A 22,578-nucleotide genomic window follows, 5' to 3' on the forward strand; every position below is an offset into this window, starting at 1 on the left:
TCGCGGCGAGTTGTCGCGACGCCGGGCACACCAGAGTCCGATTCCACACTTGCCACTCCTGTGGGCGCTTAATGATAGCAACTGCTACAGTGAAGTGACATTTAAGGTGTCACGCTCAAACAAATCGAACCGAAGACACGGGAAGCACGGAAGAGAGAAAGCACATGATCACCTACGACCGACTGTTCATCGGAGGTACCTGGGCCGAGCCGAGCAACCTGGAGCTGCTCGACATCGCCTCGCCGCACGACCGGTCGGTGGTCGGCCGTGCCGCGCAGGCACAACCGGCGGACATCGACCGCGCGCTTGCCGCGGCACGGGCGTCCTTCGAGGCGGGCGAGTGGCGTCTGACCCCGCCGGCGCAGCGCATCGCGGCCCTGCGGCGGTTCAACGCACTGCGCGAGGAGAACGCGGAGAAGATCGCGCACCTGATCGCGCTGGAGAACGGCTCGGCCGGATGGTTCACCCGCGCCGGACAGCCTGGCTTGACCCGGCAGGCGAACGCCTACCTCAAGGCGGCGGAGGAGTTCGGCTGGGAGGAAACCCTGACACCCTCCGACCCGGCGTCCCCGCTGCGCAGCGTGGTGCGCCGCGAGGCGATCGGCGTCGTGGCCGCGGTGATCCCGTGGAACTCACCCTTCTCCTCGGCCACTTCGAAGATCATCCCGGCTCTGCTCGCGGGCAACTCCGTGGTCCTGAAGGTGTCCCCGGAGAACTCGCTGAGCATGGGTTTCCTGGCCGAGCTGCTGGAGCAGGTGGGTCTGCCCGAGGGGGTGATCAGCGTCCTGCCCGCGGACCGGGAGACCAGTGAGTACCTGATCTCGCACCAGGAGGTCGACAAGATCGCCTTCACCGGCTCGACGGGGGCGGGTCGCCGTATCGCCTCGATCGCGGGCGAGCAGCTCAAGCGGGTCAGCCTGGAGCTGGGCGGCAAGTCCGCCGCGATCATCCTCCCCGACGCCGACATCGAGAAGGCCGTCGCGGGCGTGAAGTTCGGCTCCCTGCTCAACAACGGTGAGTCGTGCATCGCCCAGACCAGGATCCTGGCCCCGCGCAGCCGGTACGAGGAGGTCGTGGCCGGTCTGAAGGACCTGGTGGAGTCGCTGAAGGTCGGCGACCCGAACGACCCGGACACCTTCATCGGCCCGATGATCCGCCCCGACCAGCAGGAGCGGGTCCGCACCTACATCCAGCTCGGCATCGAGGAGGGCGCCCGCCTGGTCGCGGGCGGCCCGCAGATCCCCGAGGGCCTGGAGAAGGGCAACTACGTCATGCCCACCGTCTTCGCCGACGTCGACAACTCCATGCGGATCGCACAGGAGGAGATCTTCGGCCCGGTCCTGGTGGTCATCGCCTACGACGACGAGGACGACGCCGTCCGCATCGCCAACGACTCCGAGTACGGCCTCTCCGGCGGCGTCTGGTCCGCCGACGAGGAGCACGCCCTGGCCGTCGCCCGTCGCATCCGCACCGGCACCGTCACCGTCAACGGCGCCTCCGTCGCCTTCGACGGCCCGTTCGGCGGCTTCAAGGCCAGCGGCATCGGCCGCGAGTACGGCGCGGTCGGCCTCGGCACGTACACCGAGTACAAGACCATCACCGTCTGAGCTCGAGCTCTCGCCGTCGCACTCGCCGAGTGCGGCTCATCGGCCGAGTCAACCAAGAAAGGCATGGCTCGAAAGCTCCATTCACACGTGTTCGACAAGCAACTCCGGCGCTGCGCCACCGCGTTGGCTCCTTGACAGAGACACCTGTCACGAGAATCCTAGTCACCTGTTAGACAAGTGACGAGCGGTGGGTGTGTGTGCATACGTCCCACCCGCTCCGGATCGAACGCGAGGAAACGACATGATCAGCAGGCGGAGACTGACCCAGGCCATGACGGCGGCAGCGGCGACCGGAGCCGCCGGTGTCACCGGGTCGGGTCAGGCGTCGGCACGCACGGACACGGCGCCGACCGGGCGGACCGCACGTGGTCTGGGACCGGTGCGCCATACCCGCACCGACGTCCTGGACATCGCCTACCACGACGTCGGACCGGCCCACGGCACACCGGTGATTCTCCTGCACGGCTGGCCCTTCAGCCCGGTCGGCTCCTACGCCGAGGTGGCACCCGCGCTCGCCCGGCGCGGCTACCGCTGCTACATCCCCTATCTGCGCGGCCACGGAGAGACCCGGTTCCTCCGCGAGGACACCTTCCGGTCCGGCGAGCAGGCGGCGCTCGGCGCGGACCTGATCGCCTTCATGGACGCCCTGCGTCTTCCCCGGGCCCTGTTCGCCGGATACGACTGGGGCGGACGGGCCGGTGACGTCGCCGCGGCACTGTGGCCCGAGCGCTGCACGGGCGTGGTCTCCGTGAACGGCTACCTCATCCAGAACCTCGCCGTCGCCCAGGAGCCGCTGCCGCCCGCGATCGAGGAGGGCACCTGGTACTTCTTCTACTTCCTCACCGAGCGCGGGCGGAAGGGACTCCAGTGCAACCGGGAGGACCTGGCGCGGGTCGTCTGGCACCGCAACTCGCCCCAATGGCAGTTCACCGAGGCCGAGTTCGCGCAGGCGGCGGAACTGTGGAGCAACCCGGACTACGTCGACGTCGTGATCCACAGCTACCGGCACCGTCTCGCCGCGGCCCCCGGCGATCCCCGCTACGCGGACCTGGAGAGGCGGTTGCTGGCGCTGCCGAAGATCACCGTTCCTGCCGTCACCCTGGACGGACAGGCCGACGGCGTCATCCCGCCGACCGACGGCAGCGGCTACGCGGCCCACTTCTCCGGGCCCTGGAAGCACCACGTCGTCCCGCGGGCCGGACACAACCTCCCCCAGGAGCGGCCCGACGCCTTCACCGCCGCGATCCTCGAAGTCGATGCCATGGGGTGACCGGTCCGCACTCGCCATTCGTCACCGCCTTGACAGGTGACGCAAGCGAAGGCATGCTGAGAGTCGTCCAAGGAATCAACCAGGACGCCATCCACGATCGACGAAGTGGAGCACGGTCATGAACAAGGGGCTCACCACGGAAGCCGCCGAGGCGGCGGTACGACACGCGCGATTCGGCAGCCTCCCCGAGCGCATACGCCTCGAGGACATGACCACAGAGGTCGAGGCCGCGCCGTCCGGCGGGGTGAAGGCGTTGTCGTACGACCCCGAGGGCTCGTGGAAGTACTACTCCTGCCTCGCACTCGACCTGGGGCTGTAGATACCTGGCACACCTGAACGCACCTTGTGTGCGCATAGTTCGAAAGCCCCGCACTCTACGGCGGGGCTTTCCTGTTGCCGGTCCCGGCCGTCTCCTGGGTGCTCTCGGCCGGTGTGACCGCTGCTCGGTGTGACCGTCAGTCGGTGCGCCCGCGGAAGGTGCGGCGCACGTCGTCGACCCAGGCGTCCGGTACTTCCCAGAACACGAAGTGGCCTCCGTCCGGGTGTGCGGTGACGTTGACGTGGTTGAACCAGGGCGCCCGGGGGCTGGCGAGGAAGTCCAGGACCCGGTTCTCGGTGGTCACGCCGGGCGGGTTCTCGTAGCCGACCAGGGTGATGCCGGTGGGCGCCTGAACGGGCGGGGTGAGGTCGTGGGACGGGGTCCACGGGTAGCGGTTGGCGTTGGCGTACATCCGCATCGATGTGCTGATCGAGTTGGTGGCCCAGTAGATCGTCGCGTTGGTGAGGATGTCGTCCTTGCTGAAGACGTTCTCGACGTCGCCGTCGTTGTCGCTCCAGTTCGTCCACCGTTCGAGGATCCAGGCCAGCATGCCGGCCGGGGAGTCGCTCAGCGCGTGGCCGAGGGTGCTGGAGTCGAGGACATGCACGGCGACGTGGGCGACGAAGCGCTTGTGGACGGAGAGGATCCCGGCGCGGATCTCCTCGGGCGTGCCCTCGGGGATCGCCTTGCCGCCGGTGAGGTCCCAGGCCCGGTCGCCGTTGAACATGTTCAGCGGGATCGGTGAGCCGACATGGATGGCGTACAGGGACTCGTAGTACTTGTGCCCGAGTTGGGCGGTCACCATGGAACCGAGGTCGGAGCCGGTGGCCGCGTACTTCTCATAGCCGAGGACCTCCGTCATCAGCTTGTGGAACAGGTCGGCGGCCTTCCAGAAGTTCATGTCCGGGTTCTCGGGCAGGGGCGTGGACCAGCCGAAGCCGGGCGTCGAGGGGACGATGACGTCGAACGCCTCGGCCGGGTCTCCGCCATGGGCACCCGGATCGGCGAGTTTGTCGATGACCTTGGTGGACATCGCTACGGTCCAGGGCCAGCCATGAAGGAGCAGCATCGGCTTGGGATTGGGGCCGACACCGGCCCTGCGCATGAAGTGGATGGGCGCACCGTCGACTTCGACCTGGTACTGCTCGTACTCGTTGAGCCCGGCTTCTGCCTTGCGCCAGTCGTAGCCGTCGATCCAGTAGTCGATTAGTTCCTTCAGATACTGGCCGTCCACGCCGTAGTACCAGTCGCGATTGCCGGCGTCCACGGCGTAACGGGTGCGCTGCAGACGCTCCTTGAGGTCGACGAGCACCTCGTCGGGGACGTGGATGGCGGTGGGGGTCAGGGGGAAGGGCTTGCTGGACATGTGGGGATCTCTCTCGCGTGAGGTGAGGTGCGGTGATGTCGTTGGTCGGGACCGCGCCGGGTCAGGGAACGATCTGCAGTCGCAGCCGGGTGAGCTCGCAGTCGGAGATGCGCCACTCGCCGTCGACCTTGCGATACGTGTCGTGGTAGTGACCGAAGCCGTGCATGAAGGAGAAGGGGGCCTCGGGATGGGCCTCGCGGTCGTGGTAGATCCGGTCCTCCATGGCCCACACACCTTGAGCGGTGGTGTCCGAGGTGAACGTGACCTCGTGCGTGAACAGGTGATGGATGGGCTGGCCCGCTCCTACACGGTCACCGATGGTCTTCGCGAAGTCGGCGGCGGTGACCTCGTTGGCGAGTGTGCCGTCGACGTTGCGGAATCGCATGACGGCGTCGTCGGTGAAGACTCCCCCCATCTTCTCCCACTGCCGGGTGTCGGCGTACCGGGCGTAGCGGGCCCTCAGCTCGCGGATCTGGTCGAGGTCGGTATGTGTCGTGGCGGCCATGTATCCGCCCTCCTTAGCAGAGATGTATCTATTTCCTAACAGATGTGTCTTGCCCATACGTCAGTCAGATGACTGTCGGTGACACATGGCCTTCGCCCGTTTGCTCAGGAACGGGGTGCCGCAGCGGTGCTTTCCGCAGGCCGGTCCGCGCCGATGTACACGTCGTGCGGCTCGTTGTCCTGGTGGCCGCTGGGTATCAGGAGACACGAGGCGAGTCCGACGGCGGCGGCGACGGCCAGTACCAGGAACACGGCGACCCAGCCGCCCTCGCTCGGGTATCCACCCGCCCGCGCGGTGGAGGTGAGAATCGTGGTGACGACGGCCGCGCCGACCGCACCGCCGATGGTGCGGATGTTGGCGTTCATTCCGCTCACGGCACCCGTGTGTTCGGCGGGCACCGCGTGCACGACGAGCGCCGACAGTGCGGAGAGGCCGACGCCGAATCCCATGCCGCCGATCGCCATGGCGAGAGCGATCTGCCACGGTTCTTCGTGGAAGGCCGCCAGCAGCAGCAGGCCGGCCACGACGGGTACGGAGCCGAGGGCGAGCAGCGCCTTGGCCGGTATCCGGGTGGCGAGCGGACCCGTCACGACCCCGCTCGCGAACTGGGTGAGCGTCACCGGCAGGAACAGCAGGCCGGACACGGTGATCGACTCGCCGAGCCCGTACCCGGTGGCCGTGGGCGTCTGGAGGAAGGACGGGACGAAGCCGAAGACCGAGTAGAGGGTGAAACCGAAGAGGAACGAAGCCAGGTTCGCCGTCCACACCGGGCGCATCCGGAAGACGCGCATGTCGATCAGGGGGTGGCGGGACCGGTTCTCCCACCAGACCCACAGCGTCCCGACCACCAGTGCCCCGGCGAGAAGGCCGAGCGTCCGCCCGGACAGCCACCCCCAGTCCTGGCCGAGGCTCAGCGGCAGCAGCAGGAGGACCAGAGTGCCGGCCAGCGTCACGGTGGCACCCACGTTCAGCCGGCCGGCCGCTGTGGCGCCGCCGGACCGCGGCAGGAAGAAGAACACGGTGATCGCGACGAGCCCGTTGGCGAGGGCGGGGAGCCAGAACAGCCAGGCGACACCCAGCGAGGAGACGATGGGGCCAGCCACCAGTACCCCGAGTGCCCCGCCGACGGAGCTGACGGCGGCGATCGTGCCGACCGCGGTGCCCACCTGGCGTCGGGGCACCAGGTCGCGCACCAGGCCGAAGGCCAGGGGCAGCGTGGCACCGCCGGCGCCCTGGAGGACGCGGGCGAGGACGAGCACCGGGAGGCTGGTGGCGAGGGCGCCGATCACGCTGCCGAGAGCGAGGAGCGCGAGGACCGCTACGAGTACGCGGTGCTTGCCGACCTGGTCACCGACTCGTCCCAGCACGGGTGTCAGGACGGCGCTCGAGAGCAGGAAGCCGGTGAGCACCCATCCCACTCCGAGCTGGCTCGTGTGGACGTGATCGCGCAGCGCTTCCAGGCCGGGGTTCACCACGGACTGGACCAGGGCGTACGAGACGGAGGCGACCGACAGCAGCGCCAGCGAGGCCTGCGCCCCTTCTGCGCGCAAGGGGCGCGTCCGGGATGCGGGGCCGGGGGAGCGCCCCGAGGCAGGATTGGATGGCATGGTCCAATCTTGACTCGCCAAAACAGGACCGTCAAGTCCAATCTTGCGATCGGGCCTACTCTGTGCCCACGGTCACAGGCCGCAGCGGACTGATCGTCGCGGTCAGGGCCGCGTCGAGATAGTCCGTGCGTCCCGTCGCCTGGAGCATCACCACACCCCCCTGCACGGCCGCCAGGATGCTCCGCGCCCGGCGCCGCACGGCGTCCTCACCGTCAGACGTGACTGCCGCCACGCCGCGCACGAGAGCCGCCTCCCAGTCGTCGTAGAGGGAGGTGACGATCGAGCGGGCCTGGGGCGAGGACTTGCCCAGTTCGGTGGTGAGGCTGCCGAGGGGGCACTTCTGCCCCAGTTCCGTGTAGTGGTCGAGCACCGCCTGCCGCCACCCCTGCCAGGACTCCCACGTGGAGAGATCTCCGAGATACGGCTGCTGCGCCTCGAGGACCTGCCCTGCCTCGTACTCGGCCACGGCCGCAAGGATGTCGGCCCTGCCCTCGGGAAAGTAGTGGAACAGCTGGCTCTTGCTGGTGGACGTGGCTGCCCGCACGTCGTCGAGTGTCGTCTCGGCGGCGCCCTTGTCCCTGGTCAGCATCGCGGCAGCGACGATGATGCGCTGTCGGGTGGCTCTGCCCTTGGCGGTCATTCCCTTGTTCATCTCCCCATCATCCCACTTCTTTGGACCTTTTGGTCCATCTATGGAGCGGACGTCTCGCCGTAGCAGACGTGAACTTCTTCCGGCGCTACACACGTGTTCGGTGTGAGCAACACATGTGAACGGGATGGTGGAGGGGCGAGACGATGACGAACTTGGCCGAGGCGATCGGACAGACACTCGCCGAGGACGGCGTCCGGGACGCCTTCGGCGTCGTGGCCAACGGCAACGTCCTCGCCGTCGCCGGTCTCACCCGCCACGGCGTGCGGTACCTGTCCGCACGTCACGAAGGCGGCGCGATCACCATGGCGGACGCCTACCACCGGACCACCGGTGAGGTCGCCGTGTGCACCACGGGCAGCGGTCCAGGACTCACCAACACCGCCACGGGCCTGGCCGACGCGGTCAAACACCGCAGTGGTGTGCTGCTGCTGTGCGGCGATGTGCCCTCGACAGGGCGGCGCAGGATCGACATCGACCAGGACGCCTTCCTGGACTCCCTCGGCGTACCCGTGGTGCGGCTGACCGACCTCGCCACGGCGCGCACCGACACCCTGCGGGCACTGCGGCGGGCACGCGACGAGCAGCGGCCGGTGGCGCTGTGCCTGCCGCAGGACCTGATCACGGCCCAGGTCACCGAGGAAGCGCCGGCCGAGCGGCAGCCGGAGCGACCCAGCCGCAAGGCGGCGGATGCCACCGGGACGGCCGCGGCGCTGGAAGCACTGGCCACCGCGAAACGGCCTCTGGTCCTGGGCGGGCTGGGCGCCTGGCGTTCGGGAGCCGCCAAGGTCGTCACCGAACTGGGGGACCGGCTCGGCGCGCTCTACGCGACCAGTGCCATGGCCGGCGGCCTCTTCGCCGGGAACCCCTGGTCGCTGGGTGTGTGCGGCGGATTCGCCGCACCGCGCGCCGCCGAGCTGATCGGCCAGGCCGACGTGGTGCTCGCCTTCGGGGCGAGCCTCGACCAGTGGACGCTGGCCGGTGGCGGACTGCTCGCCCCCGAGGCGGTGCTCGTACAGGTGGACACCGCACCCGCCCCGACTACCGACCGCGTCGACCTCCATGTCACCGGCGACGCCACTGAGGTGGCCGTGGCCCTCCTCGACGGCGTCCGGGCGCGCGGCCTTTCCCGGTCCACCTGGCGCGACGAGGTCGCCGACCGGATCACGAACCTGGGCTGGGAGCAGGAGCCCTTCGAGGAGGCGCGCACGGACGGCCGGATCGATCCGCGCACGCTGACCCTCGGCCTGGCCGGGCTGCTGCCCGAGGCACACACGCTCGTCACCGACGGCGGCCACTTCGTGGGCTGGCCGGCCATGTACTGGTCGGTCCCCGACCCGGCCGGCTACGTCTTCACCGGCGCCGCCTTCCAGAGCATCGGCCTCGGCTTCGCGGGCGCGGTCGGCGCGGCCGTGGGCCGACCGGACCGGACGACCGTGGTCGCCCTGGGCGACGGCGGAGCACTCATGGGCCTGCCCGAACTGGAGACCCTGGTGCGCACCGGACGCTCGGCGCTCGTGGTGATCTACGACGACGGCGGCTACGGCATGGAGGTCGTCCTGTTCGGCGACCGCGGCGCCGACCCCGGGTCCATGCTCTTCGATGACACCGACTTCGCGGGGACGGCCCGTGCGCTCGGCGCCCGGAGCGCCACGGTGCGCCGCGTGGACGACCTCGCCGTGGTCCGTGACTGGCAGGCTCAGGGAGCCGAAGGCGTCCTGCTCCTCGACTGCAAGGTCGTCCCCGGCGTGGTGGCCGACTGCTTCGCCGGGCTCACCACGCTCATCAGCGGCCGGCAGGCCGACCGTCCGTAGCGGAGAACGGGCCGGCAGCTCTCGGACGGAGTGAGAAGCGACGCCGACCACGGCCGGCCCGGCGCCGACTCGGGTACGAGCGCCCCTGGCGGCGCCGGGGAACGGGCGTTCACGCGGCGGGGCGCACCTGGGTGCCGCCGTCGGCCGTCGTGTTCCGGGGGCTCAGGGCGTGCAGCAAGGCCGTCATCGCACGGTTCAGCGGGACGTCGATCCCGTGGGCCTCGGCGTGCCTGACCACGGCCCCGTTGAGCGCTTCCCATTCCAGCGCGTTGCCCGCGAGCCGGTCGTACAGCATCGACGTACCGTTTCCCTCGCTGAACTCGGACATGAACGCCAGCGTCTGCTCCACGTCGGCCTCGGTGAGATCGGCCCCGACCGCGACGGCCACTTCGAGCGTCTCGCGCATGATGCCCGCGGCGAGCTCGAGAATCCTGGAGTCCTGCATCACTTCCATACGGCGCAGGGTGAGAGCCGTCAGAGGGTTCACCGCGGCGTTGAGCATGAGTTTGCGCCAGGCGGCCGTGGTCAGATCCGTCTGCGGACGTACCTGCATCCCGCTGCCGCGGAACAGCCGCACCAGTCGTTCGGCCTCGGGCCCGGCCGGGACGTCGATGCTGTTGCCGTAGCCGAGACGGACCCGCCCCGGTGCCTGACGCTCGGCCTGGATGTACACCAGTGACGGCAGCACGGTCGTTCCCGGAGCCAGGCCGGGTACGCCGGCGGCCTGGTCGACGCCGTTCTGCAGCACGACGACGGTGGTGTCCCGGTCGCACAGTGCGGCGAGCCAGCGCGCGGTGCCGACGGTGTCGAAGGACTTCACCGCCAGCAGTACCCAGTCCACCGGTTTCACATCATGGAGATCGGTGACCACGCGTACGGGCACGTGCTCCGCGCCGCCGGAGGTCGTCTCCACCACCAGCTCGTCGAACGGGGTCCTCACACAGAGCGAGACGTCGTGTCCGGCCTTGTGCATGGCCCAGGCGAACACACCTCCGACCGCTCCCGCGCCGATCACGGCCACCGATTGGCGGGCACGGCCCTCCGTAGACGTCATGGCTTGCTCCAGGTCTTACATACGTGTCGATGACGACAGAACATGTCGCTGTCGGCTGCGTCGGCGACAGGTGTTTGATTCAGGTTACACGTATATGCATAATAGCCCTATGTATAAGCGGGTTATGGACACCGACGTCCCGGTCGAGGACCTGATCGTCGCCGTGGAGCAGATGGTTCGCCACATGCGCCACCACTCCGTCGCCGGAGGCCTCAGCACGGCCGCCTCGTCCGCGCTCGGCAGACTCATCCGGGAGGGGCCGTGCCGTCTGACCGACCTCGCACGATCCGAGGCGGTCTCCCAGCCCAACATGACCCAGCTCGTGACACGTATGGAGCGCACGGGCCTGGTGCGCCGCGCCGCCGACCACAACGACGGTCGGGCCGTGCTGGTGGAGGTCACCGACACCGGCCTGGAGGTGTTCCGGCAGCGGCGCGCGGAGCGGGCACACGCGCTGCACCTGCTCATCGAGGAGTTGTCCGAGCCCGAGCGGCAGGCGGTGCGCATCGCCCTGCCCGCCCTCGCCCGGGCCATCGAGGACCACCAGGCCCACACCTGACCCCGCCCCGCGTTCACGCCCGTCCTCCTCAACAGTCCTGCAACGCTGGAGACAAACGCACATGACTGCACCGCATGGAAGGGCCGCCGGCCCGTTCAGGCAGCCCAAGGCCGTCTGGGCCGTGGCGTTCGCCTGTGTGATCTCGTTCATGGGCATCGGCCTGGTCGACCCGATCCTGCCCGCCCTGGCCGAGAACCTCCACGCCACCCCGAGCCAGGTCTCCCTGCTGTTCAGCAGCTACCTGATCGTGACCGCGGTGGCGATGCTGTTCGTCGGCTGGTTCTCCAGCCGTTTCGGCGCCAAGCGCACCCTCGTCATAGGCCTGGCGGTCATCGTCGTCTTCTCGGCCCTGGCCGGCACGTCCGGCTCGATCAACGGCATCGTCGGCTTCCGGGCCGGCTGGGGCCTGGGCAACGCGCTGTTCATCGCGACCTCGCTGGCCGTCATCGTGGCCTCCGCGAGCGGCGGCTTCGGCGGCGCGATCATCCTCTACGAGGCCGCGCTCGGCCTCGGGATCGCCGTCGGCCCGCTGCTCGGCGGCGAGTTGGGCGGCATCAGCTGGCGCGGCCCGTTCTTCGGCGTGGCCGTCCTCATGGCGATCGCCCTGGCCGCCACCGTGCTGTTCGTCCCCAACCTGCCCAAGCCGAAACAGCGCACCTCACCGCTCGACCCGCTGAAGGCACTGCGCCACCGCGGTCTGCTGACGATGGGCATCATGGCCCTGCTGTACAACTGGGGCTTCTTCACCATGCTCGGCTACGCCCCCTACCCCATGGAGCTCAGCGCCCATGAACTCGGCCTGGTCTTCACCGGCTGGGGCCTGCTGGTGGCCGCGTTCAGCGTGTTCTTCGCCCCGCGCCTCCAGGCCCGCTTCGGCACGGCCCCCGTGCTCTACGCCAACCTGCTCGGCATGGGTGTCGTGATGGCGGTGATCGGCGCGGGCGTCGACAGCCCGACGACGGTGATCGTCGCGGTCGTCGTCAGCGGCGTGTTCCTCGGGATCAACAACACCCTCACCACCCAGGCCGTCATGCTCGTGGCCCCCGTCGAGCGCCCGGTCGCCTCGTCCGCGTACGGCTTCGTGCGCTTCATCGGCGGCGGCCTCGCCCCGTACGCCGCCGGGAAGATCGCCGACGCGACCGACCTGAGCGTGCCGTTCTACGTCGGCGCCGCGACGTTCGTCCTCGCCATACCGGTGCTCGCCAGCGGCCACGGGCTGCTGCGCCGTGCCGAGGAGAGCGCCGGTGAAGGCGAGCCGGTCACGCCGTCGTTCACCCCTGTCGGCGATGCGGCCATCACCGGCACAGCGCCGGTCGTCGTCGCCGTAGGAGCCCACGGCAACGCCCCGGCCGTCGTCGACGCGGCGGCCGCGCTCGCCCGGGACACCGGCAGCCCACTGGAAGTCGTCCACGTCCAGCAGGTCGCGGTGATCGAGGGGCAGGCCGCGCAGACGGAGACCGACGAGCAGGCGCGCGCCGCCGTCGTCGCCCATATCGACCGGCTCGCCGCGCAGGGCGTCACGGCCACGGGGCAGGTCCTGAACAGCGTCGGCGACCACGCCGCCGCAGGCCGCGCCCTGGCCCGGCGCGCCGCGGACCTCCACGCCCACCTGGTCGCCGTGGGCCGGTCGCCGCGCGGCCCCGTCGCCCAGTTCACGGACGGCAGCTTCACCGCCGCCCTCACCCATGCCGCCACCTGCACGGTCGTTCTCGTCGACCCCGACAGCGAACCGCGGCACCTCACCAAGGGCAGCCTCGCGCAACTGCGCGACAGCGCGGCCTGACCTGTTACCGGCCGGCCCGTGCCGTCGGGCGCACCGTGGACCACACGGTGCGCCCGACGGCACGGGCCGGCCGCCGTCGTTCAGAACTCCAGCACCATCCGGCCGCGGATCCCGCGGGTGTCCAGCAGCCGGTGCGCGGCGGCGGCCTCCTCGGCGGGCAGGGTCCGGGCGACCCGCAGAGTCAGTTCCCCCTTCTCGACCTGGGTGCGCAGCCGGTCGAGGTGCGCCACCTCGTCGAGATACTGCGTGAACACGGCCGTGCGGCTGCGGATGGAACGCTCCCGCAGGCTCGCGGAATGGACGCCGCCCACGGTGCTGGAGACCGATCCGTTCTCCCGTACGGCCAGAGCCGCCCCCGCACCGACGCCGGTGGTGTCCACGAGGCCGTGCACGCCGCCGGGTACGGCCTGGAGGATGCCGCGGCCGACGTCGCCGCTCCAGCCCACCACCAGGTCGGCACCCAGGCCGAGGACGAGATCCTCGTCGGCCGGCGCGGCGACCGCGACAACGGTGAGGCCCTCGGCCTTGGCCAGCTGCACCACATAACCGCCGACCGCTCCGGCGCTGCCCGTGACCGCGACCGTCTGTCCCGGCGCCAGGCCGACGAGGTCCAGGGCGAGGCGGGCGGTCAGCCCGTTCATCGGCAGGGTCGCCGCCTGACTGTGGCTGCTGCCCGCGGGCGCGAGGGCGACGCGCCGCGCGGGCAGCGCGAGGTACTGGGCATACGCGCCGCCGGTCGGCTCGTTGGGTACGACCACCGCCATCACCCGGTCTCCGACGCGCAGGCCGGTGACCGTCCCCGGGCCGATCTCGTCGACGACGCCGGCCGCCTCCGCGCCCAGGACGTAAGGCGGTCGCACCGCGCTGACATCGGCGAAGCCGTTGCGCAGATAACGGTCGCCCGGGTTGACCGTCGCCGCGTGCACACGTACACGTACCTGGCCCGGACCTGCGTGGGGCTCCGGCAGGTCGAACACGGCGAGCGCCTCGGGACCTCCGAACCGGGACACACCTACTGCTTTCATGCTTCCCTCCAGGGAAGGGGATACGGGCGGGACGTGGATTTACTCACACGTGTGCGGGGAATGACGGACGGTCCTTCCAAGTTCGGGAAAGTGACACATATCCACGTAACGGCCGCTACGGCAGACCGCCGGGTGTCGCCCCGCCCCACCATCTCGAACGGACGTGAGAAACATGGACACAGTCGATCGGCTGGCCATCATCGAGGACATCCGGCGCGTCATGGCCCGCTACGTCCACCACGCGGACCGGCACCGCTGGCATGACCTCGCCGGCCTGTTCACGCCGGACGCCACCTTCACCCCGCACCGTCCGGACGGCTCGATCCTGCTGCGTATGGAGGGCCGGGACGGGATCGAGGCAGGGGTGGGTTCCTCCGGCGGCCCCGATGACATCCTCATCCACCACCTCTTCTCGGACGAGATCGACGTGGAGTCGGCCACCTCCGCTCGCGGTGTGTGGGCGATGGAGGACATCGTCACACGCCAGGAGGTCCCCGCGCGTCAGGAGGGCGAGCCGGACGAACTGGCCTTCAAGGGCCTGCACGGCTACGGCCACTACCACGGCCGGTTCGTCAAGGTCGACGGAACGTGGTACATCGCGCAACTCGAGCAGACCCGTCTGCGGCTGGACTTCACCTACTGAGCGCACCGCCCGCGGGGAGAGCGGGCCCGGCCCGTCAGTCCTGAGGGGCCGGGCCTTCCGGGCGCAGGCCACGACGCAGTACCGCGAGTTGTTCGGCTACCATCCGCCGGCTCACCTCGGCCTGCGGGGCCATCTGACTCGTGCCGTGCCAGATGCCCGGGTAGAAGTGCAGCTCGGTCTGTACACCGTCCGCGATCAGCCGCTGGGCGAAGGCCAGGTCCTCGTCGCGCAGCGGATCGAACTCACCGGCCAGGATGAAGGTGGGCGGCAGCCCCGCGAGGCTCTCGGCACGTGCCGGCGCCGCGTACGGGCTGACGCCCTCACCGCCGCGAATGCCCTTGCCGCCGAGGTAGAAGTCCCAGGCCACCTCGGCGTTGGACCGCTTCCATCCGGGAGTGTCCGTGAACTCCCTCATGGAGGGGGTGTCCATACGGTCGTCCAGCGCCGGAATGCTCAGATACTGCATGCGCAGGGCGGGACCGCCGTGATCACGTGCGTACAGCGCGACGGCGGCGGCCAGGCCCGCGCCGGCGCTCTCCCCGGCGATCGCGACGCGTTGCGGATCCACTCCCAGCTCGTCCGCGTGCTCGACCAGCCACGTCAGGGCGGCGTACGAGTCGTTCAGAGCGGCCGGGAAGGGGTGCTCCGGCGCGAGCCGGTAGTTCACCGACAGCACCACGGCGCCGACTTCGGCCGCGATACGTCGTGTCTCGGTGTCGAAGGCGTCGATACTGCCGATCACGAATCCGCCGCCGTGCATGTACACCACGCCGGGAAGGAGCCCGTCACGGTCGGCCGGCTGGTAGAGACGTACCTCGACCTCGGGATCCCCCTGCCTGCCCGGCACGGTGAAGTCACGGGTGTCGACCGGGACGGGGGGCTTGTACGTCCCGAACTCCATGATCGCGGCCTCCACCTTGCGCAGCTCCGCCACGTCACTGAAGTCCACTTCGGGAAAATGCGGGACCAAGGGGGCGATCTCGGGATCGTAGCGATAGGTCATCTCGGGCCTCCATCGGACGGGGTTTTTGCCAGTGTGCGCGACGGATCCAGGAACTGACTTCAGTCATCTGACGGTCACACGTGTGGGATCCGACGTGCAAACATGTGTGTAAAGCGCTGGAAGGCGGATGCTATGAGTGACAACGGCAACGGCCGTTCCCTGGAGCGGTATTCGATCGACGTTCCGCAGGATGTCCTGGACGACTTGCGGACCCGTCTGAGGGCGACGCGTTTCGACGCGGACCTGGACAACGAGACCGGCTACTACGGTCTGAGCACGCAGTACATCAAGCCGCTGGTGGAGTACTGGGCGGACGGGTTCGACTGGCGTGCCCAGGAACAGCGGATGAACTCCCACAACCAGCACCGGGTCGAGATCGACGGCACACCCGTGCACTTCATCTATGTGCGGGGCAAGGGACCGAACCGTCTGCCGGTTCTCCTGCACCACGGCTGGCCCTGGACGCCCGACTTCAACAGCAAGCTGATCGGGCCGCTGACGGACCCGGCCGCCCATGGCGGTGACCCGGCCGATGCCTTCGACCTCGTCGTGCCGTCGCTGCCCGGCTTTGCCTGGTCCACCCCGGTCGGCAGGGGAGACCTCAACTACTGGAAGATCGCTGACATCATGCACAAGCTCATGACCGAGGTCCTGGGCTTCGAGAAGTACGGTGCCATCGGCTCCGACTACGGCGCGCTGGTCACCAGCCAGCTGGGCCACAAGTACGCCGATCACGTGGTCGGCGTGCACTATGGCGGCGAACTCGTCCCGGGCTTCTTCCAGTCCGACAAGTACTGGGACGTGACCGAGGGGTTCAAGATCCCCGAGGGCGCCACGGAGCGGTTCCGCGAGGACTGGCTGTACTTCGAGGCGACCCGGGCCGGCCATGTCGCCACCCACATGCTGGAGACGCAGGTCGTCACCCACGCGCTGAACGACTCGCCGGTCGGGACGCTCGCCTGGCTGCTGAAGCGCTGGAAGGAGTGGAGCGACCGCTGGGGCGACTTCGACGAGGTGTTCCCACGCGACTTCATCCTCACCCAGGCGACCACCTACTGGGTCACCCAGTCGATCGGCTCGTCCATCCGCATGTACAAGAACTCCCTGCGCTATCCGTGGAAGCCCGAGCACGACCGGCAGCCGCAGATCGAGCCGCCGGCCGGTCTCACCTACCTGCTGGGCGACGCCTATCCGCCGGACGTCCGCACCGCCGAGGAGCGCATCGCCGCCTTCGAGAACGGTCCCACCAGGGCCTGGCTCAACCCGGTCAACATCAAGGTGCACGAGAAGGGCGGCCACTTCGTCGCCTGGGAGAACGCCGAGGCCTTCACGGGAGACATCCGGGAGACCTTCCGCAAGCTGCGATGACCTGTTCTGGCCGCCCGCACGGCGAGCGAACTCGCCGTGCGGGCGGCCGATGCGCCGACCGTCAGCCCGTGAAGGAAGCCCACGACTCCGCGGTGCGGAAACTGGCTCGCTCGAAGAACGGCACCGTCTCGTCACCGGAGTGGAGGTACGCCGTGTGCGCCCCGGCGGCCCGTGCGTCCCGCAGGATCGCCTCGGTGACCGCCCTGCCGAGTCCGCGACGCCGGTAGTCGGGCAGCGTGCCGATGTTGGCAAGGCCGACATGGCGCTCGGAGAGGATCGCCAACCCTGCCGCGGCGGGCACCCCGTCCACCTCGGCGAGGTACGCGCTGACGAACGGCAGGCCGAGCACAAGCGGTGTGTAGAGGCTGGTGATGATGGCGGGCGGGGCGCCGAACGCGGCGCCGAGAACGGTGGCGAAGGTCTCGTACTCGCTGTCCCGCAGCGGTCGTACGGACGCCGTCGCGTCGAACTCCGGTCCGGGACGGCCGTCTTCGAGCGGGAGCAGCATGAAGGGCTGCCGCGTGAGCGTGGTGAGCCCGTGGGCGGCGGCGAGGTCGACGATCTCCGCTTCCGGCTCGCCACGCAGCCGGATGCTCCAGGGGAGGTTCTGGGCCCGGGCCTGTTCCTCGGCCTTCTTGCCGAGCAGGGCGATCTCCGCCCTGTCAGGAATGGGAGCCGCGCTCACGATCCCGTTCAGCGCGGGAATCTGCGAGTGGGTGAACGCCAGCAGAGCACCATCGGAGCCGTGCTCGACGAAGCCGTTCGGAAGGGCACCGGCGAGTGCCTCGACCGCCGCCTGAAAGGCACCGGCGGCCCGGGACACCATGTCTCCATTATTCATACGTGTTAGTGTAACTCGACATATGTGTCTCCAATCCATCAGCAGAAACGGCCTGTGGGAGAGAAACATGTATGCCATCGCGCCGGCCGTGGCTGACGACTCCCCTCGGCAGCCACGGCTTCACCCGCCGTGCTTCTCAGTGGTCGGGGTCGAACGGCGGCAGGTCGGCGGCGTCGCCGGCCTGCATGCCGTCGAACGCCAGGCTGAGGTAGCGCCGCCACAGCTGCGGATGCGTGGACCGCAGCGGGGCGGCGGTCTGATAGATGCCGCTGACCAGCAGCATGACGTCCTGACCGGTGATATCGGGTCGTACGGCACCCTGCAGGCGGGCCCGGTCGGTCAGTGCGTCGGCGATGGCCTGGAGCCGCTCGGTCCCGGCTCGAATGGCCGGCTGGTCGTGTGCGATCCCGGTGGCGACCTCACAGAAGGCGCGGTCACTGGCCTGGACCTCGAGGATCGCGGTCATGAAGTCACGCAGCGCCTGGCCGGCGTCGGCGGACAGCCGGAGCCGCTCACCGATGTCGACGAGTGTGTCGATGTTCTCGCAGATGATGGCGGCGACCAGGTCCTCCTTCGTCGCGTAGTGGCGGAACACGGTGCCTTTCGCGATCCCGGCCCGCTCCGCGATCTGCGCGATGGAGACGTTGGTGCCCTGCTCGGCGAAGGCCGACGCGGCCGCTTCGCGCAACAGTTTCCGGGAGCGCACGGCATCGCTGCGCAGCGGTCGGCCCGCCGTGGGGTTCGTCATCTCACTCTCCTTTCCGTACGGGAAGCCTACCTCAAGATGACCGTACGGTCAGTTTTGCGTATGCTGAATCTGACCACCCGGTCATCTTCTCCGGAATAACGTGACCGCACGGTCAGGTTATGGTCTACAGTGAAAATGACCGGGCGGTCAGGTAAGCCTCCTTCGCCTCGGTCCACTCATCACACCAACCTAAGGAGAGACTCGGCATGGGCACTCGTCTGCAGGGCAAGACCGCACTCATCACCGGTTCCACCAGCAACATCGGCCGCGGGGTCGCGATCGCGTACGGCAGGGAGGGCGCACATGTCGTCGTGTCCGGCCGTGACGCCGAGCGGGGTGCCGAGGTCGTGGAGCAGATCCGTGCCGACGGTGGTCGCGCCGACTTCGTCGCCGCCGCCCTCGACGGCTCGGCCGCCGCGTCCCTGGCCCTCGCCGACGCCGCCCTCACCGCTCTCGGCGGCCGGGTCGACATCCTGGTCAACAACGCCGGCATCTTCCCGCCCAACGGAACCCTGGACACCGACGAGGAGACCTTCGACCGCATCTTCGCCGTCAACGTGAAGGCGCCGTTCTTCCTCACCGCCCAGCTCGCACCCCATATGACGGAGGCGGGTGGCGGTGCGGTGATCAACCTCGGCTCCTGGGCCGTCAGGCAGGGTCTTCCCCTGGGTGTCGCCTACACCGCGTCCAAGGGCGCGCTGGAGGCTCTCACCCGCTCCTGGTCCGCCGAGTTCGCCGGCCGCGGGATCCGGGTCAACGCCATTTCGCCCGGCGTGGTCCTCACCCCCGACCCCGACGAGAACGGCCCGCACCCCGCCGAGGCGATGATGAAGGGCACCCCGCACGGCAGCACCGGCACCCCGGAGGCCATCGGCCAGGCGGCCGTCTACCTGGGCAGTGACGAGTCCGCGTTCGTGCACGGCACCGTGCTCGACGTGGACGGCGGCCGGACCGCGGTCGCCGTCATCGCCGGCTGACCCGTCCCCGAAGCCCCGGCACCCCCGGTGCTGGGCACCGACGACAACCCCTCACACGTATCTACCGAACATCTATCGAACATGGAGATCTTCATCATGTCTGTCATCGACAACGACACTCTGGTCCGCGACTTCGTGGACACCTTCAACACACAGAACGCCGACGCCCTCGCCCCGTTCCTGGCCGACGACGCCGTCTTCACCGCCTACGGCGACTCACCGGTCGAGGGCCGCGACGCGGTCATCGCCCTGTGGAAGGGAGTCTTCGCGAACTTCGCGCAGATCAAGTTCGAGACCGTGTACCAGGCGGTGAACGGCGACGTCGTCATCGCCGAGCAGATCCACGGGCTCGCCCTGCCCGGTGGCAAGCTCGCCCCGGTGATGAACATGGCGGTCTACGAGCTCCGCGACGGCAAGATCGCGGCCTGGCGCGACTACACCAACCCCGCCTACGCCTCCACGCTGCTGCAGGCCTGAGCAGACCACCCCACCGAAGAAGGAGGTGCGCGCCGTGCGCGCCGTAGTAGTGGAAGAGCTGGGCGGGCCGGAAGTACTCCGGCTGAAGGAATGGCCCGACCCCGAGCCAGGGCCGGGCGAGCTGGTGGTTGACGTCGATTTCTCCGGTGTCAACTTCATGGACACCGGCACCCGAGCCGGATTCTCGGTGCCCCACAACCCGCCCTTCGTTCCCGGGGTCGAGGGCGCCGGCCGGGTCACCGCCATCGGTGAGGGCGTGAGCGGCTTCACGATCGGCGACCGGGTGGCCTGGGCCTTCGCCTACGGCAGCTACGCCGAGAGGATCGCGGTCCCCGCCGCCCAGGCCGTCCCGGTCCCGGACGACATCCCCAGCGACATCGCCGCCGCGACGATGATGCAGGGACTCACCGCGCACCACTTCGTCACCGAGTCCGCACCCCTGGCCGACGGTGAGACCGCGCTCGTACACTCCGCCGCCGGCGGTGTGGGCCGCATCGTCACCCAGCTGCTCAAGCTGCGCGGCGTGCGGGTGATCGGCCTGGTCTCCCGCGAGGAGAAGGTCCAGGCCGCGAAGGCGGCGGGCGCGGACGAGGTCCTCGTCTCCTCGGGCGGTGACTTCGTGGACCGGGTCAAGGGCCTGACCGACGGCGAGGGCGTGCACGCGGTCTTCGACGGCGGCGGCGCCACCACGTTCTGGCCCTCGACCGAGGTGCTGCGACGGGTCGGGACCCTGGTCTACTACGGCCCACTGCTCGGCGACATCCCCACGGTGCGGTTGTTCGACCTGCCCAAGAGCATCAGGGTCACCTACGCGGTGTTCGCGGACCACATCCACAACCAGGAGCTGCTGCTCGAGCACGCCACCGACCTGTTCGACAAGATCCGCGAGGGCAAGGTGCGCATCGACATCACCGAGCGCTACCCGCTGGGCGCCGCCGAGCAGGCACACGCCGACATCGAATCGCGGCGCACCTCGGGCAAGCTCCTGCTCGACCCCGGCCTCTGAACCGGTCACGGACACACCGCACCGTCAGACGGCGGCCAGCGCCTCGGTCGGCGGCAGCCCGGAGGCCCGTACGGCGGGGTACAGGCCCGCGGCCATGCCGACGGTGACCGCCCCCAGGACGCCGGCGACGAGGGCGAGCGGCGGGAACACCACGGGCCAGGACTGGGACACGGCGTACCCCGCCGTCGCCGCCGCTCCGAGAGCCGTTCCGGCACAGCCGCCCAGCGCGGACAGGGCCACCGACTCCGCCAGGAACTGCCCCCGGATCTGGCGGCGACTGGCGCCCAGTGCCCGGCGCAGGCCGATCTCGCGGCGCCGTTCCAGCACCGAGACGACCATGGTGTTGGCCACCCCGACGCCGCCGACGAGCAGGGCGACACCCGCGAGTCCGAGAAGGAGAACCGACAACGTCTGCTCGGTGGCGCGCTTGGCGGCCAGGGCGTCCGACGGACGGCTGACCTGGACCAGGCCCGGCAGTTGGGGATGGACGGTGGCGGGCAGCACGTCGCGCACCGCCTCGATCTGTGACTCGCGGGCGGTGACGTAGACGACGGTGGGGTGGCCGTCGAAGCCGAGCCGGTCGCGGGCCGCGTCCCAGCCGACCAGGACGGCGGTGTCGAGGTCGGGGGCGAGCGGCAGGGGCTCGAGGATGCCGATGACGGTGAACCAGTGGCCGCCGATGTAGACCTGGGCGGACTCCTGGCCGGGGCGCACGCGGTCGAAACCGAGGCGAGAAGCGGCGCGGAAGCCCAGGACCACGGTCGGGAACCGTGCCGTGGTCGGGGAGATGAACACCCCTGAGCGGACCGTTCCGTGGACCGCCCCGAGCAGGTTGGTGCGAGCGGCCAGGACGCTGATGCCGGACGCGTCGGCCGGGTCGGCGCGGTCGGAACGCAGGACGGTCTTGTGGGTGTTGGCGACGGCGCTCGCGTCGGTCACCGGGCCGATGCGGGCGGCCATGGCGTCCGCGGTGGCGGGGAGGACCACCGGCGGATCGCTGTCCGTCTGCGGGGCGACGCGCAGCATGTTCGTGCCGAGCGCGGACAGTTGGTTCATCAGGGCCTGCTGGCTGGAGGCGGGTATGGCGGTCACGACGACGAGGGTCGCGATGCCGATGGAGATGCCGAGCGCGGACAGCGCGGCCCGCGGGCCCCGGGTCCGGATGCCGAGCAGACCGAGCCGGAGGATGTCCGTGAACGCCAGCCGGATCGGTCGCGGCCCGTGGTCTCTCGCTGCGCGCGTCATGCGGCGCTCACCTCGCGTACGTCGGTCGTGATGCGGCCGTCGCGCAGTTCCACCCTGCGGGGCAGACGGGCCGCGATGTCCCGGTCGTGAGTGATGACGGCGATGGTCGTGCCCTGTGCGTTGAGTTCGACGAGGAGATCCAGGACGGCCTCACCGTTCGCCGCGTCGAGCGCACCCGTCGGCTCGTCGGCCAGCACCAGCGCGGGCCGGTTGACCAGGGCCCGGGCGATGGCGACCCGTTGGCGCTCGCCCCCGGACAGCTGCTGGGGAAAGTGCGAGTGCCGGTGCTCCAGGCCCACTCTGGCCAGCGCCTCCCGCGCCAGCGGCCGTCGTCTACGGCGGGGGACACCCGCGTACAGCAGGCCGGTGGCTACGTTCTCGGTGGCGTCCAGCCCGTCGGTGAGGTGGAAGTGCTGGAAGACGAAGCCCAGTAGCCGCGCCCGCAGCGCCGAGAGGTGGCGGTCGCCCAGGGTGTGCACGTCGTGCCCCCCGACGCGGACGGTGCCGGTCGTCGGCCGGTCCAGGGTGCCCATGATGTGCAGCAGCGTCGACTTGCCGGAGCCGGACGGCCCGACGATGGCGACGAGTTCGCCCTCGTCGACGCGGAGCGACACGTGGTCCAGCGCGGTGACGCCACCGGGGTGGCGCTTGGTGACGTCGTCGACGACGAGGACGGGGTCCGTGGGGCGGGCGGCGGCAGCCGGAGTCATGG

The 22,578-nt window shown here is 69.6% G+C and carries 22 protein-coding genes; 11 read left to right on the forward strand and 11 right to left on the reverse strand.

Annotated features, from left to right (window positions below; genetic code table 11):
- Positions 1 to 164: 164 nt before the first annotated feature.
- The 3 genes from OHU89_RS53975 (at position 165) to OHU89_RS53985 (ending at position 3,196) form a co-directional block, all read left to right on the forward strand.
- Entirely contained in the window at positions 165 to 1,607 is a 1,443-nt protein-coding gene (locus OHU89_RS53975; RefSeq protein WP_331737677.1) for an aldehyde dehydrogenase, read from the forward strand.
- 241 nt (positions 1,608 to 1,848) lie between these two features.
- Positions 1,849 to 2,877 (forward strand): alpha/beta hydrolase, encoded by a 1,029-nt coding sequence (locus OHU89_RS53980; protein WP_331737679.1) that lies wholly within the window; start codon positions 1,849 to 1,851, stop codon positions 2,875 to 2,877.
- A gap of 118 nt (positions 2,878 to 2,995) precedes the next feature.
- A complete protein-coding gene (locus OHU89_RS53985; RefSeq protein ID WP_331737682.1) occupies positions 2,996 to 3,196 on the forward strand; it encodes a hypothetical protein in 201 nt (66 codons plus the stop codon).
- A 136-nt stretch (positions 3,197 to 3,332) separates the two neighbouring features.
- On the opposite strand, the gene OHU89_RS53990 is transcribed toward OHU89_RS53985, so the two are convergent.
- The 4 genes from OHU89_RS53990 to OHU89_RS54005 form a co-directional block, all read right to left on the reverse strand.
- On the reverse strand, positions 3,333 to 4,562 hold the full coding sequence (locus tag OHU89_RS53990) for an epoxide hydrolase (RefSeq protein WP_331737684.1): 1,230 nt from the start codon (positions 4,560 to 4,562) through the stop codon (positions 3,333 to 3,335).
- A 61-nt stretch (positions 4,563 to 4,623) separates the two neighbouring features.
- The gene (locus OHU89_RS53995) at positions 4,624 to 5,067 is read right to left on the reverse strand and encodes a nuclear transport factor 2 family protein (protein WP_405655295.1); all 444 of its coding nucleotides are present in this window, start codon (positions 5,065 to 5,067) and stop codon (positions 4,624 to 4,626) included.
- Positions 5,068 to 5,171: 104 nt separating this feature from the next.
- A complete protein-coding gene (locus OHU89_RS54000; protein WP_331737689.1) occupies positions 5,172 to 6,617 on the reverse strand; it encodes an MFS transporter in 1,446 nt (481 codons plus the stop codon).
- 112 nt (positions 6,618 to 6,729) lie between these two features.
- On the reverse strand, positions 6,730 to 7,326 hold the full coding sequence (locus tag OHU89_RS54005; RefSeq protein WP_331737691.1) for a TetR/AcrR family transcriptional regulator: 597 nt from the start codon (positions 7,324 to 7,326) through the stop codon (positions 6,730 to 6,732).
- Between the two features lie 143 nt (positions 7,327 to 7,469).
- Here OHU89_RS54005 and OHU89_RS54010 point away from each other — a divergent pair, with 143 nt between their 5' ends.
- Positions 7,470 to 9,137: a thiamine pyrophosphate-binding protein gene (locus OHU89_RS54010; RefSeq protein ID WP_331737694.1), complete on the forward strand. Its 1,668-nt coding sequence runs from the start codon at positions 7,470 to 7,472 to the stop codon at positions 9,135 to 9,137.
- Between the two features lie 109 nt (positions 9,138 to 9,246).
- On the opposite strand, the gene OHU89_RS54015 is transcribed toward OHU89_RS54010, so the two are convergent.
- Entirely contained in the window at positions 9,247 to 10,191 is a 945-nt protein-coding gene (locus OHU89_RS54015) for a 2-dehydropantoate 2-reductase (RefSeq protein WP_331737696.1), read from the reverse strand.
- Positions 10,192 to 10,300: 109 nt separating this feature from the next.
- On the opposite strand from OHU89_RS54015, the gene OHU89_RS54020 reads away from it, so the two are divergent.
- The gene (locus OHU89_RS54020; RefSeq protein ID WP_331737809.1) at positions 10,301 to 10,750 is read left to right on the forward strand and encodes a MarR family transcriptional regulator; all 450 of its coding nucleotides are present in this window, start codon (positions 10,301 to 10,303) and stop codon (positions 10,748 to 10,750) included.
- A 61-nt stretch (positions 10,751 to 10,811) separates the two neighbouring features.
- The gene (locus OHU89_RS54025; protein ID WP_331737698.1) at positions 10,812 to 12,533 is read left to right on the forward strand and encodes an MFS transporter; all 1,722 of its coding nucleotides are present in this window, start codon (positions 10,812 to 10,814) and stop codon (positions 12,531 to 12,533) included.
- A gap of 80 nt (positions 12,534 to 12,613) precedes the next feature.
- On the opposite strand, the gene OHU89_RS54030 is transcribed toward OHU89_RS54025, so the two are convergent.
- Complete coding sequence (locus tag OHU89_RS54030; RefSeq protein WP_331737700.1) at positions 12,614 to 13,558, reverse strand: NADP-dependent oxidoreductase; 945 nt, start codon at positions 13,556 to 13,558, stop codon at positions 12,614 to 12,616.
- A gap of 172 nt (positions 13,559 to 13,730) precedes the next feature.
- Between OHU89_RS54030 and OHU89_RS54035 the strand changes: the two genes are divergently transcribed.
- Positions 13,731 to 14,201 (forward strand): nuclear transport factor 2 family protein, encoded by a 471-nt coding sequence (locus tag OHU89_RS54035; RefSeq protein WP_331737702.1) that lies wholly within the window; start codon positions 13,731 to 13,733, stop codon positions 14,199 to 14,201.
- A gap of 34 nt (positions 14,202 to 14,235) precedes the next feature.
- Here the strand turns inward: OHU89_RS54035 and OHU89_RS54040 are convergent, their stop codons facing one another.
- Complete coding sequence (locus OHU89_RS54040; RefSeq protein ID WP_331737703.1) at positions 14,236 to 15,204, reverse strand: alpha/beta hydrolase; 969 nt, start codon at positions 15,202 to 15,204, stop codon at positions 14,236 to 14,238.
- 132 nt (positions 15,205 to 15,336) lie between these two features.
- On the opposite strand from OHU89_RS54040, the gene OHU89_RS54045 reads away from it, so the two are divergent.
- The gene (locus OHU89_RS54045) at positions 15,337 to 16,572 is read left to right on the forward strand and encodes an epoxide hydrolase family protein (protein WP_331737704.1); all 1,236 of its coding nucleotides are present in this window, start codon (positions 15,337 to 15,339) and stop codon (positions 16,570 to 16,572) included.
- Positions 16,573 to 16,633: 61 nt separating this feature from the next.
- Here the strand turns inward: OHU89_RS54045 and OHU89_RS54050 are convergent, their stop codons facing one another.
- Both OHU89_RS54050 and OHU89_RS54055 read right to left on the reverse strand, forming a co-directional pair.
- On the reverse strand, positions 16,634 to 17,413 hold the full coding sequence (locus tag OHU89_RS54050; protein WP_331737706.1) for a GNAT family N-acetyltransferase: 780 nt from the start codon (positions 17,411 to 17,413) through the stop codon (positions 16,634 to 16,636).
- A 136-nt stretch (positions 17,414 to 17,549) separates the two neighbouring features.
- On the reverse strand, positions 17,550 to 18,161 hold the full coding sequence (locus OHU89_RS54055; protein WP_331737708.1) for a helix-turn-helix domain-containing protein: 612 nt from the start codon (positions 18,159 to 18,161) through the stop codon (positions 17,550 to 17,552).
- Between the two features lie 206 nt (positions 18,162 to 18,367).
- Here OHU89_RS54055 and OHU89_RS54060 point away from each other — a divergent pair, with 206 nt between their 5' ends.
- From OHU89_RS54060 to OHU89_RS54070, 3 genes are all read left to right on the forward strand, one after another.
- The gene (locus OHU89_RS54060) at positions 18,368 to 19,138 is read left to right on the forward strand and encodes a glucose 1-dehydrogenase (protein WP_331737710.1); all 771 of its coding nucleotides are present in this window, start codon (positions 18,368 to 18,370) and stop codon (positions 19,136 to 19,138) included.
- Between the two features lie 96 nt (positions 19,139 to 19,234).
- Positions 19,235 to 19,615, forward strand: coding sequence for a nuclear transport factor 2 family protein (locus tag OHU89_RS54065; protein WP_331737712.1), 381 nt, complete (start codon positions 19,235 to 19,237; stop codon positions 19,613 to 19,615).
- 34 nt (positions 19,616 to 19,649) lie between these two features.
- Positions 19,650 to 20,621 (forward strand): quinone oxidoreductase, encoded by a 972-nt coding sequence (locus tag OHU89_RS54070; protein WP_331737714.1) that lies wholly within the window; start codon positions 19,650 to 19,652, stop codon positions 20,619 to 20,621.
- 24 nt (positions 20,622 to 20,645) lie between these two features.
- Here OHU89_RS54070 and OHU89_RS54075 read toward each other — a convergent pair whose 3' ends face one another.
- Complete coding sequence (locus tag OHU89_RS54075; RefSeq protein WP_331737716.1) at positions 20,646 to 21,866, reverse strand: ABC transporter permease; 1,221 nt, start codon at positions 21,864 to 21,866, stop codon at positions 20,646 to 20,648.
- On the reverse strand, positions 21,863 to 22,576 hold the full coding sequence (locus tag OHU89_RS54080) for an ABC transporter ATP-binding protein (RefSeq protein WP_331737717.1): 714 nt from the start codon (positions 22,574 to 22,576) through the stop codon (positions 21,863 to 21,865). The genes OHU89_RS54075 and OHU89_RS54080 overlap by 4 nt, the downstream gene beginning before the upstream one ends.
- Between the last annotated feature and the right edge of the window lie 2 nt (positions 22,577 to 22,578).

This window comes from Streptomyces sp. NBC_00019 (genome assembly GCF_045041015.1).
Classification (GTDB): domain Bacteria; phylum Actinomycetota; class Actinomycetes; order Streptomycetales; family Streptomycetaceae; genus Streptomyces.

Coding starts and splice junctions, on each gene's coding strand:
- OHU89_RS53975 (WP_331737677.1), top strand. CDS start 165: ATGATCACCTACGACCGACTGTTCATCGGAGGTACCTGGGCCGAGCCG.
- OHU89_RS53980 (WP_331737679.1), top strand. CDS start 1,849: ATGATCAGCAGGCGGAGACTGACCCAGGCCATGACGGCGGCAGCGGCG.
- OHU89_RS53985 (WP_331737682.1), top strand. CDS start 2,996: ATGAACAAGGGGCTCACCACGGAAGCCGCCGAGGCGGCGGTACGACAC.
- OHU89_RS53990 (WP_331737684.1), bottom strand. CDS start 4,562: ATGTCCAGCAAGCCCTTCCCCCTGACCCCCACCGCCATCCACGTCCCC.
- OHU89_RS53995 (WP_405655295.1), bottom strand. CDS start 5,067: ATGGCCGCCACGACACATACCGACCTCGACCAGATCCGCGAGCTGAGG.
- OHU89_RS54005 (WP_331737691.1), bottom strand. CDS start 7,326: ATGAACAAGGGAATGACCGCCAAGGGCAGAGCCACCCGACAGCGCATC.
- OHU89_RS54010 (WP_331737694.1), top strand. CDS start 7,470: ATGACGAACTTGGCCGAGGCGATCGGACAGACACTCGCCGAGGACGGC.
- OHU89_RS54015 (WP_331737696.1), bottom strand. CDS start 10,191: ATGACGTCTACGGAGGGCCGTGCCCGCCAATCGGTGGCCGTGATCGGC.
- OHU89_RS54020 (WP_331737809.1), top strand. CDS start 10,301: ATGTATAAGCGGGTTATGGACACCGACGTCCCGGTCGAGGACCTGATC.
- OHU89_RS54025 (WP_331737698.1), top strand. CDS start 10,812: ATGACTGCACCGCATGGAAGGGCCGCCGGCCCGTTCAGGCAGCCCAAG.
- OHU89_RS54030 (WP_331737700.1), bottom strand. CDS start 13,558: ATGAAAGCAGTAGGTGTGTCCCGGTTCGGAGGTCCCGAGGCGCTCGCC.
- OHU89_RS54035 (WP_331737702.1), top strand. CDS start 13,731: ATGGACACAGTCGATCGGCTGGCCATCATCGAGGACATCCGGCGCGTC.
- OHU89_RS54040 (WP_331737703.1), bottom strand. CDS start 15,204: ATGACCTATCGCTACGATCCCGAGATCGCCCCCTTGGTCCCGCATTTT.
- OHU89_RS54045 (WP_331737704.1), top strand. CDS start 15,337: ATGAGTGACAACGGCAACGGCCGTTCCCTGGAGCGGTATTCGATCGAC.
- OHU89_RS54050 (WP_331737706.1), bottom strand. CDS start 17,413: ATGAATAATGGAGACATGGTGTCCCGGGCCGCCGGTGCCTTTCAGGCG.
- OHU89_RS54055 (WP_331737708.1), bottom strand. CDS start 18,161: ATGACGAACCCCACGGCGGGCCGACCGCTGCGCAGCGATGCCGTGCGC.
- OHU89_RS54060 (WP_331737710.1), top strand. CDS start 18,368: ATGGGCACTCGTCTGCAGGGCAAGACCGCACTCATCACCGGTTCCACC.
- OHU89_RS54065 (WP_331737712.1), top strand. CDS start 19,235: ATGTCTGTCATCGACAACGACACTCTGGTCCGCGACTTCGTGGACACC.
- OHU89_RS54075 (WP_331737716.1), bottom strand. CDS start 21,866: ATGACGCGCGCAGCGAGAGACCACGGGCCGCGACCGATCCGGCTGGCG.
- OHU89_RS54080 (WP_331737717.1), bottom strand. CDS start 22,576: ATGACTCCGGCTGCCGCCGCCCGCCCCACGGACCCCGTCCTCGTCGTC.